A 17,808-nucleotide genomic window follows, 5' to 3' on the forward strand; every position below is an offset into this window, starting at 1 on the left:
TCGTTGAAGTTGGTGAGAGAGTACAAACAAAGAGCATTTCAGAAGCAGCTTCCACCGGGTAATTACAGTGGCATTGCCCCCATTGGAAATGGAAGATATGCCGTTGTTGACGATAAGTCTCCTACTGATGGTTTCTATGTTTTCAAAATTGATGTCGATTCTGTTACAGGGGTTATCACCAATGTGGAGAACGAAGGATTCCGGAGTAGTGGTGTGGCTAATCGTGACGGTGAAGGGATAGCCTTTGTTGGAGAAAGCCGGACTCTGTGGATTTCCGGAGAGCGTGATAATAAAATCTTGGAGTATCAGTTAGACGGGAGGCTGACCGGGCGTGAGACCATACTTCCAACAGGCTTTGCAGGTGCTTCTTCGAGTTACGGGTTGGAAGCATTGACGTTTGATGAAGTAGGAAGACGGTTGATTACGACTTCTGAAAGCACACTTCCTTGTGATGGAAAACAAGCCGGCCCAATGGACCCGGTTGTCAATAAACTCCGTTTGGTGTTGATCGATTATGATTCTCTGCACCCTCAAGCTCAATATTTCTATGAGATGGACAGGCCTGTTTCGCCCCAAAAACAGATGGCTAATTATGCTTTCGGTGTGAGCGAGTTGCTTGCCGTGGATGGAGCTTATCTGCTGGTGCTGGAACGTGAACTGTTTGTTCCTAAAAAGAAAATCGGGGCTTTTGTCCACAACAAACTCTATTCTGTTCCTATGCCTTTGAGAGGAAGGCAGCATGGGCTTGACAGTATTGGGACTGTCCACAAGTCACTGCTCACAGAGTGGGAGACAAGATTGAACCTGACTGTTCGTAGTTTCGCCAACTATGAAGGTATGTGCGTGGGGCCAAAACTGAAAAACGGCAATCAGGTTGTCATCCTAATTGCCGACTCGCAGAATCGCTATGCGGGAATGCTAAAAGATTGGTTTAAAACCATCATTGTCTCTTCACCCCAATGAAAGTAAAGGTTCTTTCGGATGAATGCAGGTATTGTGGTAGATGCTATAATACGCCTTTCGAACTTGGCAGCTCAAAATGGTAGATGTCCCGCGGTATGGCCATTTTTAAAGAACGCGCAAGAGCTTTAAAGATCCCTTCAATCTTGTGATGTTCGTTTGCACCTTCGGCTTTGACATTCAGATTCATCTTAGCAGCATCGCTCAAACTTTTGAAGAAGTGATAGAACATTTCAGTGGGCATTTCTCCTATTTTTTCCCGTTTGAAATCAGCATTCCATACAAGCCATGGCCTTCCTCCAAAGTCGAGAGCCACTTGGCACAGGCAATCATCCATCGGAAGGCAATAGCCGTATCGCTCTATTCCACGTTTGTCGCCTAATGCTTTGAGCAGACATTCTCCTAAAGCCAGACCGGTGTCTTCTATCGTGTGGTGCTCATCCACATGCAAGTCACCTTTAGTGTGGATTGTAAGGTCTATCAGAGCATGTTTACCTATCTGTTCAAGCATGTGGTCAAAGAAGCCTATACCGGTGGAAATATCGCATTTCCCCGTTCCGTCGAGATTCATTTTAATATGTATGTCAGTCTCCTTGGTTGTCCGTCTAATTTCCGCTATCCGTTCACCGGCAAATAGCAGTTCTGCAATTTTGTCCCATGTCATGCCTTTTTGGTCAAGAATGAGAGCCTTGCATCCCAAGTTTTTAGCCAATTCTGCATCTGTCTCACGGTCGCCTATGACATAGCTGCCGGTCAAATCGTATGCCGGATTGTCTATATATTCAGTCAGCATACCCGTTCCGGGTTTTCTCATGGGAGAATGGTCTTCCGGAAAATGGCGGTCAATCAGCTGATCGGCAAACGTGATACCTTCACCCTCAAGTGTTTGTAGAATGAAGTTGTGGACAGGCCAGAAGGTATCTTCGGGAAAAGAAGCGGTGCCCAAGCCGTCTTGGTTGCTCACCATAATACATTTGTAATCCAAATGTTGGCAGATGAATCCAAGGTTTTTGAACACTCCTTTCTTGAACTTCAGCTTTTCAAAAGCGTCAATCTGCTCATCAGCAGGTTCTTCTATGAGTGTACCGTCACGATCGATGAATAGCAATTTAGTCGGTTTCATGATACTTTTCCATTTGTTTTATTTCATATTCATTTGAAGTCGTTGAGCCGTAAATAAATACATAGACCATATTACTGTAAATCATGGCAAACGTCAAGATGAAAGAAAAGATAACCAAAACGCCGAATACAAGATATGGGAAATAGGCAGGAATTCCCAAATCATCGCCTTGTAGAGCACCCAGTTGCGAGAATGTCTGCGCCAGTACGATGATATACACCGGCATGGCAATAATGAACATGATGGCTCCAAAGATGAGCGAAAGTATCAATGTGGTGACAAATAAACCTCCGACTTGCCGTAATCCGATCTTATAATCCTGAAAAATACTCTTTAATTTATCCTTTTCGTTAAGCATGTATTTGGGGATAGCGTATGCAAATGGCAGTAGCATTACAACAGATATGGTCAACAGAAGGGCAATTCCACCTATTGAGAGTGCCAATGTGAGCCAATCGGGCGAAGGAAAAGATAAGGGTGAAGGGATATTTTTAGCGAGGATAGATGTTATACTTGCCAACAATAGCGCGACAACCAATAGAACACAAGCGACTTTTGCATATCTCCATAGGTTCCATGTGAGTCGTTTGTCATTGAAAAGACGAAAAAATCCCCCCGCAAACACGAAACTGACAAATATCATCAGGAGATATATTACGGTTTGGATGATAAATGACGTGATGGGAGAAGATGCTCCCCAGTCATGCAAAGCTTTGTTTGGAATCCGCAGATACAATGTTGCCGCCATGAAGACAGCGTACAGCAAAGCAGGTAACCACATCCGTCTGAATATTTCAGGCAGATTGTCTATGTATGCACAAAAGGCTTCCCTGATACATCTTTTATTGCTTCTGGGTTTAAATAAATCGATTTTCATATCATCAAATGTTTAACGCTTGTGCCTTTACTCTTTTCTTGTATCTTCCAATAATGATCTTCGTCTAAACTCTGCGCAGGTTATCGCAGTGGCAATGGCCACGTTGAGACTTTCAGCTGAAGGGCGGTCTTTTGGGTATCCGGGAATGAAAAGACGATGGTTTATATGCCGTGTTATTTCTTTGGAGATGCCTTTCCCCTCGTTGCCCATAATGATTACTCCGTGGTGCGTCAGCGATTGCTCGTAGATATCTGTCCCGTCCAGCATAGTCCCGTAGACAGGAGTCTCATTCGGAAGGCTTTCTAAATACGCAGACAAGTCGGTGTAGACAATCTTTGTGCGCGCTATACTGCCCATTGTGGCTTGTACCGTTTTGGGATTATAAGCATCGGCAGTATCTTCACTACACACAATATCTGTGATACCAAACCAATCGGCAATGCGGATGATAGTCCCTAAATTTCCCGGATCTTGCACCCCGTCAAGTGCTAAAATGAGCGATGAGTCCCATGCGGCAGAAGCTGTATACGCCTCTTGCGTTATGCTTGGGGGGGTGGAATGCTTATTAGGAATATCAAATACACCGATAACCATTTGGGGATGTTGTAAGAAACTTATCTTTCTGAGCTCCTCCTCTGTGACCTCATATTTTTCTGTCGAGGAAGAAATGGGGCTGTTTTTCTCAAACCACTCTCGGGTAGCAGCCAGCAAAGAGGCTTGCCCGACAGCTAGAAGTTCGCCCACAATTTTCGGACCTTCAGCAACGAACTTTCCTTCAGCCTTACGGTTTTTCTTCAGTTCCAGCGAATGGATATATTTTATCTTAGCCTTACTAATCATGCTACAAAGATACTTCAAAAATCTCTGTTACCGACTAAAAACAATATATATTTAAGACCGACAGCCTTGCATTTAACGGAAATTTATTACCTTTGCCCTTAAAACAGAAAGAATTGAAGTCGTTTAAACTCTTTTATGTCATACTCTTTGTCTGGCTGTTTGTTGCCTGTTCGGCCACGAAATTTATACCCGAGCGTCAATATATGCTTGACAAAGTGGAAATCAAGTCCGACACAAAGGGATTTGATGTGGCCTCATTGGAACCCTATATCCGCCAGAAGGCCAATTCAAAGTGGTTTTCGGTTTTCAAGATTCCGTTGGGAACATACGCTCTCTCGGGCACAGACACAACCAAATGGATTAACAGGACTTTGCAGCATATTGGTGAACAGCCTGTCATTTTCGACACTGTGCAGGCTCGTTTGTCCTGCGAAGACCTCAAGACTGCCATGCAAAACATTGGTTACATGCACGCAGGGGTGAAGTTGGAAACCAGAATTAAGGGCAAAAAATTGAAAGCTATCTATACGCTTAGCCCAGGCACACCATTTTATATAGGCAGCGTGAAGTATGACATTCAGGACAGTGTCATTCGTAAAATGCTGAAGATGGAGAAGCCTGATGGCAGGGGGCTTAAACCCGGTATGCCGTTTACGGTCGGCAGGCTCGATGCTGAACGTAAACGGATAACCGCTCTACTGAATGACAGCGGATACTATCGTTTCCACAAAGACTTTATCCAATACACTGCCGATTCCATTCGAGGAAGCAAAAATATTGGAGTGACACTCCATCTGTTGAAATACCGGGCTTCGGCTAATTCCGAAGAGACGCTGCATCCACGCTATATCGTGAGGAATGTCCACTTTCTCAGCAACGATTCTTCCCGTTTGCACATTAGACGGAAAGTCCTTGACAATACGACAGCCATCGAAGAGGGTAAGCCTTATAATGCTTCAGCCCTGCAGCGCACCTATAACAATTTCAGCCGTCTGCAGGCTGTGAAGTTCACCAATATCCGTTTTCTTGAGGTTCCCGACACAACATTACTTGATTGTAATATCCAATTAAGCGCCAACAAACCATCCACCATTTCTTTCCAACCGGAAGGCACCAACACAGCAGGCGACCTTGGAGCTGCAGCCACGCTGACCTACACCAATCGCAACCTGTTCAGGGGGAGTGAACTTTTCAGTGTAAGTTTTCGCGCCGCTTTTGAAGCGATAACGGGTCTTGACGGTTATCAAGACCAGAATTATCAGGAGTATTCCGTTGAAGGTAAACTGACCTTTCCACGCTTCTTGGCTCCCTTCCTCTCGCGGAGTTTCACGCGTCGTCAGACAGCCACGTCCGAGGTGTCATTGAGTTGGGATCTCCAGAACCGCCCGGAGTTTCATCGCCGAGTCTTTTCTGCAGGTTGGCGTTATCGTTGGAGTGAGCCTCATCATCACCTCAATTGGCGTCTCGACCTGCTCGATCTTAATTATGTTTACATGCCTTGGATATCCCCTACGTTCAAGCATGACTATCTTGATAGTGTGAGCAACCGCAATGCCATTCTCCGTTACAACTACGAAGATCTCTTTATTCTCAAGACAGGCTTCGGCTTGACTTACAATAACGGCACCAATGCTTTCCGGGCCAATGTGGAGACTTCAGGCAACCTGCTTAATGTGGTGGCTCGTATGGGCCGTTTCAAGCGCAATGATGAGGGACAATACACCTTATTTAATATAGCATACGCGCAGTATGTCAAATTTGATTTCGATTATACCCGTTTGATAAAGTTTGATGAGAACAATATGCTTGCCTTGCATGGAGATATAGGCATCGCCTATCCTTATGGCAACAGCAAGATATTGCCTTTTGAAAAGCGTTATTTCTCCGGCGGTGCCAACTCTGTGCGCGGATGGAGTGTACGAGAATTAGGACCGGGAAAATTCAAGGGGAGTGACGGTCGTATTGACTTTATCAACCAGACCGGAGACATGAAATTGGATTTGAATGCCGAGCTGCGCACCTTCCTTTTCTGGAAACTCCATGGTGCTTTGTTTGTTGATGCCGGCAATGTTTGGACACTGCGCAACTATGCAGAGCAGCCGGGTGGGCAATTCAAGTTCAATAAGTTCTATCAGCAAATTGCTGTAGCCTACGGTTTGGGATTCCGGCTTAATTTCGACTATTTCGTCTTACGGTTGGATATGGGTATGCGTGCCATCACCCCTGCCTATCAAAGTCAGCAAGAGCATTATGCGATATTCCATCCTAACTTCGGTCGCGATTTCTCTTTCCACTTCGCGGTAGGCCTCCCATTCTAACCAGCCACCTGCCGTTTCTCCGTACCAGATTCAGCACAAAGTCGGCTTGATTCACGAAATGCCCTTTCGTTCCGATGGTGTCCATGTGCAGATAGTTTCTCACTGTCAGGTGGGCCGTTGCCGTTGTGTCATTTTCATCCATGTTGATTTCTAAAATTTCATGTTGCGCACTTTCTTCCTGATGGGTCAAAAGGTCTATGTCTGCCTGATGCACATTCGATGCAGCATAGCGTAACCAGCGTTCCGACTCGGGCGTGCAATGCCGGGCAGCCTCTTCAAAATGCCAGTTGAAGTAGTCGCAGGCAAAGGAATCGACAGTTGCTTCAATGTCCGACTCTGCACCGAATGCTACATGCCGGCACGAGGATAGTGCTATGATTGTCACCATCATCAGCCATCCGGAGGCCAGGCTTTTGATCAAACGAAAATTCATATTAAAATCTTTAAATTTGCCACAAAGGTAATAAAAAAGTTTGGCAGGCTAATCTTTTTTGTTACTTTTGCATAAAGTAAGCTGCACTCGGAGGCTTGGAAGTAACTTAATTTTCTCCGTTTGCATTGCTTTCGCATAAAATACGAACTTGACATGCTAAGATTTATATCCTTCGGGAGTGGGAGTAGCGGCAACTGCTATTATCTCTTTACCGACACGGATGCCCTTTTAATAGATGTAGGAGTAGGGCTTCGGACCCTTAAAAAACATTTCCATGATTATGGAAAACGCTTAGATAGCGTGCATCACATATTGATTACCCATGACCATGCCGACCATGTCAAGTCGGTGGGGAGCGTCTGTCGTGACTTTCGGTTGCCAGTCTTCACCACCCGCAAAGTGCATGAGGGCATCGAACGCAACTATTGTGTACGGCAAAAAATCAACCCCGCTTTTGTACATGTTATAGAAAAGGCCACTTCTTTTACATTGGGCGAATTTCATGTGACGCCTTTCGGTGTTCCCCACGATAGTGCCGACAATGTGGGCTATAAGATAGAGTGTGAAGGTGTTGTGTTCAGTTTGATGACCGATGTCGGACATCTGACCGATGAGATGCTTCAGGTCATCGAAGAGAGCAACTATCTCGTGATCGAGGCCAACCACGACAAAGAGATGTTGGCACAAGGTCGTTATCCTCAATACCTCAAGCAGCGTATAGCCGGACCGATAGGGCATTTGAGCAATGCGGAGTGTGCCATGGCCTTGGCCGAACATGCCACCCCCAATCTCCGCCACGTGTGGCTCTGCCACTTGAGTGCCGACAATAATCATCCCGAGCTGGCCCGCAAAACGGTAGACCAAGTGTTGCGCGATCACGGCATTGTCATTGGAGAGGAATTTGATGTGGATGTATTGAAGCGTACAACACCGAGCGGCATTTACGATTTGAAGTAAGAATGACATGCGTGAAACCTTGCAAAGCCGTAAAAAAGTATAAACGGAGTCGGTTTGTAGGTAAAAACTTGCGTAAATCAAATAAAAAGCGTAATTTTGCAGCCGCTGTTACGAGTTAATGGCATAAAATTCAAACCTAATTAAAAAAGTTATTTAAGAAAATGGCAACAAAAATCAGATTGCAGCGTGGCGGCCGTAAGGGCTATGCCTTCTACCGCATTGTTATCGCTGACGCTCGTGCACCACGTGATGGTAAATTTACTGAGAAGATTGGTACTTACAATCCCAACACCAATCCTGCTACCGTAGATTTGAATTTCGATCGTGCTCTTTATTGGGTGGAAGTAGGCGCACAGCCCACAGACACCGTTCGCAACATCCTCAAGGGTGAAGGCGTTTATTTGATGAAGCACCTCCGTGGTGGTGTCAAGAAAGGCGCATTCGATGAGGCTGCCGCCCAGACCAAGTTTGATGCTTGGAAGCAAGGTAAGGACAGTGCCAACAATGCTGTTCGAGAGGCTGGTGTAAAGGCCAAGAAAGAGGCTGCCGCCAAAGAGCTCGAAGCTGAAAAGAAAGTAAATGAAGCCATCGCCAAGAAGGTGGCCGACAAGAAGGCTGCCGAAGCTGCTGCTAAGGCTGAGGCCGAGGCTGCAACAGAGGCTCCTGCTGAAGCACCCGCCGAAGAGGCTGCTGCTCCTGCCGAAGCATAGTCTTCAGAAATTTACGACACATAAGAAGCCGGAAACCAACAGTCGAGATTACGACCATGGTTTCCGGCTTTTTATGTGCCATTGTGTCAATATAATTCTCTATAGATTTGCTTTTGGACATTTCGTGTCGTATCTTTGCAACAGCAAGGGGAGTGCGCATGTGCTTCCCTTTTTTCATGCCTACGTCTCCAACCATTCCCTAAGTAACTTCCATCCCCTTAAAGGAGGCTTTCCAACCTTGCGAAAAGGCCCAAATGACACGCTGCGTGTGGCCCTTTTGCTTTATCGTTTGGGCTATTTGACGAATGAAAGCTGTAATTTTTAGTATTTCGGTGGACTGAAATGTCGGTACTATACTTTTGAAGTCTCAGCCTTTGTAAGGGCTTTTCTTGGGTTCGATTTACTTCTTACTATATGGGGCCTTTAAGGTTTGGACAAATAGAAAGCCTCGTATTGGCGCGCCACCTTGATGTAATCATGATGTTTGCGCACATACTCCATACTTTGTTGTTTGAGTTCCCGAATGCGCTCGGGATGGAGCACCAAGGCCTCTACTTCATGGTAGACACTTTCATAAGTCGGATCCACATTGATAATCGGCCGCAAGGTGTCTTCGTGTAGCATCTCATAGTTTTCCGGTTCTCCGCCACCAATGCATATTATACCTTTTGACATGGCTTCCAGAGGATTCATGGAAGGGGTGTAACTGTATAGCTGGTCAAGGATGAAGTCGCTGCCGTTCATCAGTTTCACGTAGTCGTTGAACGGGATGCCTTCAGCCACGGTGAGCTCAAGTATGTCGGGATATTTCCGCTGCACATCTTGGGCAGCCTTTAGCATGATGTCGGTACCTTTATATTCGCTGCGCCGTTTGCTGATGCCGATAAACCCTTTCACTTTTCCGGAATACTCGGATATTGGGGCTGTCTGTTGTCGCGAGACATCGATAGGGTAGGGAATGAAGACGGTTTTGTCGGGAAACAGAGGCTGATAGCACACCCAATATTCATACAGACCGGCTATGATGCCGTCACAGTCGTGGGCAATCATTTCGTTGAGCCGCTGTTTGGCCGTCCCGAGCCAATCTTTCCGCTCTTTCAGGGCATCGGTATTGGCACGCAGCCTGTTGCCGATGTTGAAGTCGCTATAACGCAACGGCATCTCCTCGCAGCAGGTCTTCACCCAATAATAGTCCATACCGAAAGCCCCTAGAAATATCTTCTTGTTGTGTTTTCGAAGGTATTTATAGATGGGAAAGATTCGTTCTGCTTTCAGTTCCAGAAACATCGGATTGATGAGTTGTACCACATCGTAGCCCCGCAGTCGGGGCAGTAGCGACAAGAGTCTGGCAAGATATTTGATGCCTCCCCACTTCGAGGGCACCCGTACAAGGTTGATGTCTCGCGGATAATCCTTCCAAAAGTCACCGTTTGAAAGCACTGTCACTTCGTGGCCGAGCATACGCAGCCCCCGGGCCAGCGTCCAATGCACGTTACTGTATTCGCCTATGAGCAGAATTTTCATCTTGTTCGGCTGAGGAGGGTGAACAATAGTATCCGTCGGAGGGGTGTCTGGGTCAGTTTTCTGAACAAGGTGTATTTTCCCGTGTAGCTCTGCTCCGGCAATGGGAACAGGCCCTTGTCCGACAATTCGCCGATACTCTTTTCCAAATATTTCCTGCTCTTGGTCAGAGTGATGACATTGTAAATATAGTCCATGGTCAGTTGGGCCACTCGCCGGGTCAGTGCTTCGCGGTCGCCGTGCGGCATACGGTCGGCCAGATAGCGGAGATGTTCAATCACTTGCAGGTTGTCGTGCAGTCGGGTCAGCTTGCTTCTGTTACCGGTTTTGTGCAGAGCCGATGCCGCATGTTGGCGATAGAAATAGGCTTTGGCATCAGTCGTGAACAACCGTTCGGCGCGTAGCAACAGTTGTGGTGTGAATTCCTCGTCTTCCCCATAAGCCACACGTGATGTGAAACGCAGGTCGATGAGAAGCTCTCGCTTGAAGATGTAGCCCCAAATGGCTCCATTGATATTGTGATGACGCATGAAGGTGGCTCCGTCCATAGGTCCGGAATAGTCAAATGTCGCCTTGCTGTTTCGGTTGGTCGACAGTTCAAGCATCACGACATCAGGTTCGTGATAGCGCACAAGGTCAAGACAATGCTCATAGGGAGCTTGGAAAAGATAGTCGTCTCCGTCGACAAACTGGATGAATTTTCCCTGTGCCGCCCTAATGCCTGTGTTACGGGCCTCCGACACTCCTTGGTTCTCCTGTCTGATATACACGATGTGCTCCCGCAGTTCGAGCAGTTCGTTGATGGGAGAGATGTCTGATCCATCGTCCACCACGATGATTTCCCGTTCGCTCTTGGCGAGTGAGAGCGCCGTGATACTTTCCAGACATTCTTTGAGATAGGCCGTAGGAAGATTGAATGTGGTGACAATGAAGCTTACGAGCGGTGTCTGTATATCTTGTGAATGAACTTGTTGAGTTGGCATAAGCGGTGTATTCCTAAGTAGTGAAGTAGTTTTAGTTTGAAGGTTTCTCGATAAGGCATGAGGGGAAACAGGGGAGGATCTCCCGTGAGTTCGTAGACATCCATTTGGATATTGAGCACATGCGCATAATAATCGGCATTGCACACCTTATTTATAATAGGTAGATGAGCCTCCAACAAGTCTCTGAGTTCGTTGCCTTTGGCTTGCGAGGTGATTCCCATCGGGTTGTCCGTGTAGTGATAAAGTCCTTGGTCGGTGACGGCCACCGTTCGGCATCGGGCCAGAATGAGTGGGAGGGTGAACACGTCTTCAAACACCCGGCCTTGTGGATAGCGAACGGTCGAAAAGAGTCTTCGGCGGTAAATCTTGTTCCAAGCGTATGTGTGTGTGTAGGCTTTCGCCTCCAGCCAATAGCGGTGCATGTCGGTGAAAACCTCGGGGGTGAAAGTCAACAGTTTTGTTTCTGTCCCTTTCCCTTCGTGCTCCACAACGGGATATTCTATCATGTCGATGACCGGGTTGCGGAGCAAGGTATCCATAAGCAGCTTATACGTGTCCGGAGACAGATAATCATCACTGTCGATAAAGGTAATATACTCTCCGTCAGCTATTTGTATGCCACTGTTTCGCGCATCACTTAGTCCTCTATTCTCTTGGTGGACGACTTGAATACGGGCGTCTGACGCGGCAAGCCGGTCACACAAAATCGGACAGCTGTCAGGCGAACCGTCGTCTACGAGTATCACTTGCAAGTCGGTATATGATTGCGTGAGCACACTCTCCACACAGCGGCGCAAGGTGTTCTCTACTCGAAATACCGGTATCACGACAGACAGCTTCATAAGGCAAAGATAGCGTTTTTTTCTGACAAGTCGATGGGAAGGCAATAAAATATAGGTTTGTACGTTGTTTTTATAATGGAAAAAGCGGAAAAGAAAGACAGTTATTCACACATCCTTAAATATACGGGAGTTTTTGGAGGAGTGCAAACCCTGCATATTCTGATAGGAGTGGTGCGCAACAAGTTGGTTGCACTGCTTCTCGGTCCTGAGGGCATGGGGCTTATTTCGCTTTTTGTGTCAACCACCCACCTTGTTTCCGAGGCCTCCAACCTCGGACTTTCCATGAGTGCAGTCAGAGAACTTTCTGAAGCCTACGAGACCGGTGACACACTGCGTGTCAGGCACACGGTGAAGTTGGTCAGAACTTGGAGCCTGCTGACAGCTTTGGGAGGAATCTTGCTCTGTCTCATTTTAAGTCCTCTGCTGAGCAGATGGGCTTTTGAAAATGATTCCCACACGTTCGACATTATGCTGCTTTCACCTGTTGTTGGGATGGCTGCTATTGCCGGAGGTGAAACTGCCATATTAAAGGCTACCAGACAGTTGCGGGGATTGGCTGTAATGTCTGTTTATAATATTTTGGGCATGTTGCTGCTCACGATTCCCCTCTATTATTTTTGGCGTATGGCAGCCATTGTCCCCTCATTGCTCATCATTGCCTTGATGCAGATGCTGTTGGCCATTGCCTACTCTGTTCGCCGTTATCCGCTCTGCCGGCCATTTGACTTCAAGCGGTTGGGTGAAGGCTCCGGCATGGTTAAGTTGGGAGTGGCTTTTGTCGCTGCCGGTATCTTTGCAAGTGGTGCCGAGTTTCTCATACGTTCGTTTCTTAACACTTCCGGCGACTTGGCCGTTGTGGGACTCTACAACGCCGGTTACATGTTGACCATCACTTATGCCGACATGGTGTTTTCGGCCATGGGGACAGACTATTATCCCCGGCTCTCTGCAGTTGAAGGTACGGGAGAAAAGCTGAACTTGGTTGTCAATCGGCAGATAGAGGTATCACTTCTATTGGTGTCCCCCCTTCTCATCCTTTTCATTGTGGGTGTCCCCATTCTGTTGCCCATGCTTTACAGCGATAAGTTTCTTCCGGTCATGGGCATGATGAAAATCACTATTCTTGCCATGTATTTCCGTGCAGTGACGCTTCCGATAGAATATTTGCCATTGGCTAAAAACGATGCCAAGGCCCATTTGTTGCTCGACGCCATCTATTATGTGGTGATGGTTGTCTTGGTGGTGGCGGGCTATCATTGGCTGGGATTGGCCGGTACGGGTATAGCATTGGTCGTCACCGGATTGCTCAACCTTGCGTTGGTGGTATACTATGCCCGCTATAAATATCAGTATGTCCTTTCCCGCAATGTGGTGGTGTACTCGCTGGTGCAGATGCCCTTGGGACTTGCCGCCTATTTCACAGCACTGGTCACCGACGGTGTTTTCTATTGGGTTATCGGGCTTCTTCTGTTTTTTGTCAGTTTGGCCGTTTCTATCCAGATTTTTCAAAGCAAGGCACGTTTGTGGGAAAGTCTGTTGAACAAGTTCAAAAAGAGATTCGCCCGCAAGTGAGATGTGCTGTTGCATGAAGCGAGGCAGGTAGTGGGGAAAAGGGTTGTCGCTTTTGTGGCAAATCTTTATTTCTTTATAAAATCATAGCAAAAAAACGGACGAAAACTTGCAAGTTTCATATAATTTAGTAACTTTGCGGAAAGATTTTAGTTTTTGTTTATGACACTGCTCATCGTCACCATACTGATTCTCGGCTATATTCTCATCGCTACGGAGAATGTGACGAGCGTGAACAAGGCTGCCGTTGCTATCTTTGTGGCCGCAGTGGGGTGGGTGCTCTACATCTGCTATGGTGCCGATTTTGTAGCCGGTCGCTATTCCGAGGCCTACAACGAGTTTTATTCAAAGGTGTCAGGGACACCTTTGAATGAAAACGGTATGGCTCCGCTTGTCAGTTCCATCGTCAAACAGTTTGTTGCACAAAATGTATTCATCCCGTGGGTGGGAAAGGCGGCAGAGGTTGTACTGTTTCTACTGGCGACGATGACTATTGTGGAAATATTGAGCAACAACGGATGTTTTGATTTCATCGCCCAACTGTTGCGCACCCGTAACCGTAACCGGATGCTTTGGACATTGTCTGTTGTAACATTTGTCTTTTCGGCTAATCTTGACAATCTCACCACGACCGTGATGATGCTTATCATCATGCATCGCATTATTCCCAATCGCCGGCAACGCATGATTTATGGTTCGGCCATATTGCTTGCAGCCAATTGTGGCGGCGCATTGACTGTGATAGGCAATCCTGAAGGGCTGGTGTTGTGGAATATGGGAGCCGTGACTGCAACCAATTTCTCAATGTCACTTTTGGTTCCGTGCCTGCTGGCGTGGCTGTTTCCGACATGGTTGTTGGGACGTATGCTCCCCGAACGGATAGATACGGAATGGATCACGATGCCCTATCGGGGCGATAACACTCGGCTCAACGTGTGGCAACGCCTGCTGATGCTCTTTGTGGGTATAGGGGGGCTTTGGTTTATACCGACTTTCCACAACATCACTAAACTCAGTCCCTTTCTCGGGGCCCTGTGTGTGTTGGCGGTGCTGTGGGTGGTTAATGAGATTTTTAATCGCAAGCTGATCAATTCTGATGAAATGATTTATCGTCGTGCCCCACGGCTGCTTCAATATGGTTCCATTCAGATGATGCTTTTTGTAATGGGAATGATGTTGGCCTTGGGCGTGGTGAAAGAGACCGGAGCCATCGACAGATTGGCTGTATGGATCGATTCCGAATGCCATAACGTGTGGGTTCTTGGCGTCATCGCAGGGTTGATCAGCACTGTGCTTGACAACTTTGCAACGGCCATGAGCATGTTTTCGCTGCACACACTGAATGAGCCTGTGTTGCATGATGTTCTGAATGGCTATTCCGAACACTTTGTTCTGAACGGGGCGTATTGGAAAGTGATTGCCTATTGTGTCATGGCCGGAGGCAATGTGTTGACGGTAGGATCTATGGGCGGATTAGCTTTGATGAAGATGGAGCGGATGCACGTAGGCTGGTATTTTCGCAATGTGGGATGGAAAGCCCTTGTGGGCGGACTGCTCGGCTTGTTGATTTTATGGCTCTCCAATGCCGGCTTCCAGGTGTTAGGTAGCGGGCAGGCCATAGCTTCCTGATGAGAGTAAAAGAAAAACTTGTTGAAATAATAATATGAATTAAGGTGTATAAGATCATGGGAAAGATTAAGACGATTGGTATAATGACCTCCGGCGGTGACGCACCGGGAATGAATGCTGCAATTCGTGCTGTGACACGGGCTGGAATTTACAATGGTTTTAATATCAAAGCTGTTTATCGTGGCTATGACGGACTGATTGCCGATGACATCAGACCGTTTACGACGGAGAATGTGAGCGGCATTATAGGGACCGGCGGCACGATACTCAAAACTGCGCGTTCCAAAGAATTTATGACCGATGAGGGCAAGCAGAAGGCATACGACAATTTGGTAAAAGAAGAAATTGATGCGCTGATAGTCATTGGAGGTAACGGGTCGCTCACCGGAGCAATGAACTTCGCACAAGAATTTGATTTCTGCTGCATCGGACTTCCCGGTACTATAGATAATGACCTCTACGGCACTGATAATACCATTGGATATGACACAACTATGAACACCATCGTGGATTGCGTGGATCGCATAAGAGACACAGCGCAAAGCCATGAGCGCATCTTCTTCGTCGAAGTGATGGGGCGTGATGCCGGTTTCCTCGCCCAGAATTCGGCAATAGCCAGTGGGGCTGAGGCGGCCATCATACCGGAAGACTCCACGGATGTCGACCAGTTGGCACAGTTCATGCAGCGTGGCATCCGTAAATCGAAGAAGAGTTGTATCGTGATTGTGTCTGAAAGTCCGAAGTGTGGCGCGTTGTATTATGCCGACCGTGTACGCAAGGAGTTTCCCGAATATGATGTGCGAGTATCTATCCTCGGCCATCTTCAGCGTGGCGGCCGTCCGACGGCCCGTGATCGTATCCTCGCCAGTCGAACGGGGGTAGGGGCCATTGAGGCCATTATCCAAGGACAACGCAACATCATGGTGGGCGTGCGCAATAACGAGGTCGTTTATGTGCCGCTTTCGGAAGCCATCAGGAGCGATAAGCCTTTCGACCGCAAACTTATCAAGGTGCTTGATGAACTTAGCATCTGATGCGGAAGCTATGCCGGAAGCGAAGTTTAAAAGCTGTTAAATAAAGATATATTAGCATACTAAACTTTATTTTATTTTGTAGTTTCTGAAAATATTTTTTAAATTTGCGTTTACGAATTGTTGACTGGTAAATCGCAGCGGCATCAATAACGACAAACAAAAATCAAATAATTAAAAATACAGCCTATGTCACAAATTAACGGACGCATTTCACAGATTATCGGTCCTGTTGTTGACGTCTATTTCGATACCAAGGGCATGGATTCTGAGAAAGTGCTCCCAAAGATTTATGAAGCTCTTAAAGTAAAGCGCCCCGACGGTCGTGAACTCATCATTGAGGTGCAACAGCATATCGGTGAAGACACTGTGCGCTGCGTGGCTATGGACAATACAGACGGCCTGCAGCGTGATTTGGAAGTCACACCTACGGGGAGTCCGATAAGGATGCCGGCTGGCGAACAGATTAAGGGGCGCATGATGAATGTCATCGGCCAACCTATCGACGGCATGAAACAGTTGGACATGGAGGGCGCATACCCCATTCACCGGGAAGCTCCGAAGTTTGATGAACTTTCCACTCATAAGGAGATGCTTGCTACGGGCATTAAGGTGATCGATTTGCTTGAACCCTACATGAAAGGTGGTAAGATTGGACTCTTTGGCGGTGCCGGTGTGGGCAAGACCGTGCTCATCATGGAGCTGATCAACAATATCGCAAAGGGACATAACGGTTATTCTGTGTTTGCCGGAGTAGGAGAGCGCACGCGTGAGGGAAATGATCTCATTCGCGATATGCTTGAGTCCGGTGTAATCAAATACGGTGAGAAGTTCAGAAAGGCGATGGATGAAGGAAAGTGGGATCTGTCACTTGTAGATCCGGAAGAACTTTCCAAGAGTCAGGCTACACTTGTCTATGGACAGATGAATGAACCGCCGGGCGCACGTGCTTCTGTTGCGCTTTCGGGACTTACCGTAGCTGAAGAATTTCGTGATCATGGAGGCAAAGACGGAGAGGCGGCTGATATCATGTTCTTTATCGACAATATCTTCCGTTTCACTCAGGCTGGTTCTGAGGTGTCAGCACTCTTGGGCCGTATGCCCTCTGCTGTGGGTTATCAACCTACATTGGCTTCTGAAATGGGTTCCATGCAGGAACGCATCACCTCTACCAAGAAAGGCTCCATCACTTCCGTACAAGCTGTGTATGTGCCGGCCGATGACTTGACCGATCCTGCCCCTGCAACGACTTTCACCCATTTGGATGCCACCACGGAACTTTCTCGTAAGATAGCGGAACTTGGCATCTATCCGGCTGTGGATCCTCTGGGTAGTACATCCCGAATACTTGATCCTCTGATTGTGGGTAAGGAACATTACGAATGTGCGCAACGGGTGAAGCAACTGTTGCAGCGTTACAATGAGTTGCAGGATATTATCGCAATCCTTGGTATGGACGAACTCTCTGATGAGGACAAGTTGACAGTTAACCGTGCCCGTCGGGTACAGCGTTTCCTGTCTCAGCCTTTTGCCGTTGCCGAGCAGTTTACAGGTTTGCACGGTGTGATGGTGCCTATCGAAGAGACGATTAAAGGATTCAATGCTATCCTTAATGGAGAGGTGGACGACCTGCCTGAACAGGCTTTCCTCAATGTAGGTACTATTGAAGATGCCAAGGAAAAGGCTAAGAAACTCCTTGCCGCCGTACAGGCGTAAAATTGCAGTTCCTTTGGTCGTAATCCTAATGAAAAGTTCTTATGCTGAAACTTAAGATTATATCTCCGGAAAAGATCCTTTTCAATGGTGAAGTGGAAAGCGTGACGGTGCCGGGAACTCTTGGTGAGTTTGAGATACTGACAAGTCATGCCCCCATCATTTCATCGCTGGAGAAGGGCACTGTTACCTATTCCATTCCTCGTGAAGGAAAAGTCGAACTTGATATTTCCGGAGGATTTGTAGAGGTTCAGAAAGATGAGATAAGTTTATGCGTGGAGGTTTATAATGTTCTGTGAGAA

The 17,808-nt window shown here is 47.2% G+C and carries 16 protein-coding genes; 9 read left to right on the top strand and 7 right to left on the bottom strand.

The window, feature by feature from the left end; genetic code table 11:
• Positions 1-12: 12 nt before the first annotated feature.
• On the top strand, positions 13-963 hold the full coding sequence (locus HMPREF6485_RS08220; protein ID WP_248622262.1) for an esterase-like activity of phytase family protein: 951 nt from the start codon (positions 13-15) through the stop codon (positions 961-963).
• 43 nt (positions 964-1,006) lie between these two features.
• Here the strand turns inward: HMPREF6485_RS08220 and hisB are convergent, their stop codons facing one another.
• The 3 genes from hisB to HMPREF6485_RS08235 are packed head-to-tail and all read right to left on the bottom strand — an operon-like array spanning position 1,007 to position 3,800.
• Complete coding sequence (gene hisB, locus HMPREF6485_RS08225; protein WP_004340758.1) at positions 1,007-2,083, bottom strand: bifunctional histidinol-phosphatase/imidazoleglycerol-phosphate dehydratase HisB; 1,077 nt, start codon at positions 2,081-2,083, stop codon at positions 1,007-1,009.
• On the bottom strand, positions 2,070-2,960 hold the full coding sequence (locus tag HMPREF6485_RS08230) for a hypothetical protein (protein ID WP_004345915.1): 891 nt from the start codon (positions 2,958-2,960) through the stop codon (positions 2,070-2,072). Before HMPREF6485_RS08230 ends, hisB begins: the two co-directional genes overlap by 14 nt.
• A 27-nt stretch (positions 2,961-2,987) precedes the next feature.
• A complete protein-coding gene (locus HMPREF6485_RS08235; RefSeq protein ID WP_211205724.1) occupies positions 2,988-3,800 on the bottom strand; it encodes an RNA methyltransferase in 813 nt (270 codons plus the stop codon).
• Positions 3,801-3,913: 113 nt separating this feature from the next.
• On the opposite strand from HMPREF6485_RS08235, the gene tamL reads away from it, so the two are divergent.
• Positions 3,914-6,118, top strand: coding sequence for a translocation and assembly module lipoprotein TamL (gene tamL, locus HMPREF6485_RS08240; protein ID WP_456154108.1), 2,205 nt, complete (start codon positions 3,914-3,916; stop codon positions 6,116-6,118).
• Here the strand turns inward: tamL and HMPREF6485_RS13625 are convergent.
• Positions 6,066-6,551 (bottom strand): hypothetical protein, encoded by a 486-nt coding sequence (locus tag HMPREF6485_RS13625; protein ID WP_004345918.1) that lies wholly within the window; start codon positions 6,549-6,551, stop codon positions 6,066-6,068. The genes tamL and HMPREF6485_RS13625 overlap by 53 nt on opposite strands.
• 153 nt (positions 6,552-6,704) lie before the next feature.
• Between HMPREF6485_RS13625 and HMPREF6485_RS08245 the strand changes: the two genes are divergently transcribed.
• Together HMPREF6485_RS08245 and HMPREF6485_RS08250 are read left to right on the top strand one after the other, a co-directional pair.
• Positions 6,705-7,508 carry an MBL fold metallo-hydrolase gene (locus tag HMPREF6485_RS08245; protein ID WP_044125969.1) on the top strand — a complete coding sequence of 268 codons (804 nt, stop codon included), beginning with the start codon at positions 6,705-6,707 and terminating at the stop codon, positions 7,506-7,508.
• 161 nt (positions 7,509-7,669) lie between these two features.
• Positions 7,670-8,218, top strand: a complete 549-nt coding sequence (locus HMPREF6485_RS08250; RefSeq protein ID WP_004345923.1) for a 30S ribosomal protein S16 — start codon at positions 7,670-7,672, stop codon at positions 8,216-8,218.
• Positions 8,219-8,641: 423 nt separating this feature from the next.
• Here the strand turns inward: HMPREF6485_RS08250 and HMPREF6485_RS08255 are convergent, their stop codons facing one another.
• Genes HMPREF6485_RS08255 through HMPREF6485_RS08265 form a run of 3 tightly spaced genes read right to left on the bottom strand, consistent with a single transcriptional unit; the run spans position 8,642 to position 11,564 of the window.
• Entirely contained in the window at positions 8,642-9,742 is a 1,101-nt protein-coding gene (locus HMPREF6485_RS08255; protein ID WP_004345925.1) for a glycosyltransferase family protein, read from the bottom strand.
• Complete coding sequence (locus tag HMPREF6485_RS08260; RefSeq protein WP_004345926.1) at positions 9,739-10,722, bottom strand: glycosyltransferase family 2 protein; 984 nt, start codon at positions 10,720-10,722, stop codon at positions 9,739-9,741. Before HMPREF6485_RS08260 ends, HMPREF6485_RS08255 begins: the two co-directional genes overlap by 4 nt.
• Positions 10,674-11,564, bottom strand: coding sequence for a glycosyltransferase family 2 protein (locus HMPREF6485_RS08265; RefSeq protein WP_004345928.1), 891 nt, complete (start codon positions 11,562-11,564; stop codon positions 10,674-10,676). Before HMPREF6485_RS08265 ends, HMPREF6485_RS08260 begins: the two co-directional genes overlap by 49 nt.
• 75 nt (positions 11,565-11,639) lie before the next feature.
• Here HMPREF6485_RS08265 and HMPREF6485_RS08270 point away from each other — a divergent pair, with 75 nt between their 5' ends.
• From HMPREF6485_RS08270 to atpC, 5 genes are all read left to right on the top strand, one after another.
• The gene (locus HMPREF6485_RS08270; protein ID WP_004340785.1) at positions 11,640-13,136 is read left to right on the top strand and encodes an oligosaccharide flippase family protein; all 1,497 of its coding nucleotides are present in this window, start codon (positions 11,640-11,642) and stop codon (positions 13,134-13,136) included.
• Positions 13,137-13,295: 159 nt separating this feature from the next.
• Positions 13,296-14,762 (top strand): SLC13 family permease, encoded by a 1,467-nt coding sequence (locus tag HMPREF6485_RS08275; protein ID WP_004345930.1) that lies wholly within the window; start codon positions 13,296-13,298, stop codon positions 14,760-14,762.
• 56 nt (positions 14,763-14,818) lie between these two features.
• Positions 14,819-15,796: a 6-phosphofructokinase gene (gene pfkA / locus HMPREF6485_RS08280; protein WP_004340794.1), complete on the top strand. Its 978-nt coding sequence runs from the start codon at positions 14,819-14,821 to the stop codon at positions 15,794-15,796.
• 186 nt (positions 15,797-15,982) lie between these two features.
• Complete coding sequence (gene atpD / locus HMPREF6485_RS08285; protein ID WP_004340797.1) at positions 15,983-17,509, top strand: F0F1 ATP synthase subunit beta; 1,527 nt, start codon at positions 15,983-15,985, stop codon at positions 17,507-17,509.
• 41 nt (positions 17,510-17,550) lie between these two features.
• Positions 17,551-17,805 (top strand): ATP synthase F1 subunit epsilon, encoded by a 255-nt coding sequence (gene atpC / locus HMPREF6485_RS08290; RefSeq protein ID WP_004345935.1) that lies wholly within the window; start codon positions 17,551-17,553, stop codon positions 17,803-17,805.
• Positions 17,806-17,808 lie beyond the last annotated feature (3 nt).

This window comes from Segatella buccae ATCC 33574, assembly GCF_000184945.1.
In the GTDB taxonomy this organism is placed as follows: domain Bacteria; phylum Bacteroidota; class Bacteroidia; order Bacteroidales; family Bacteroidaceae; genus Prevotella; species Prevotella buccae.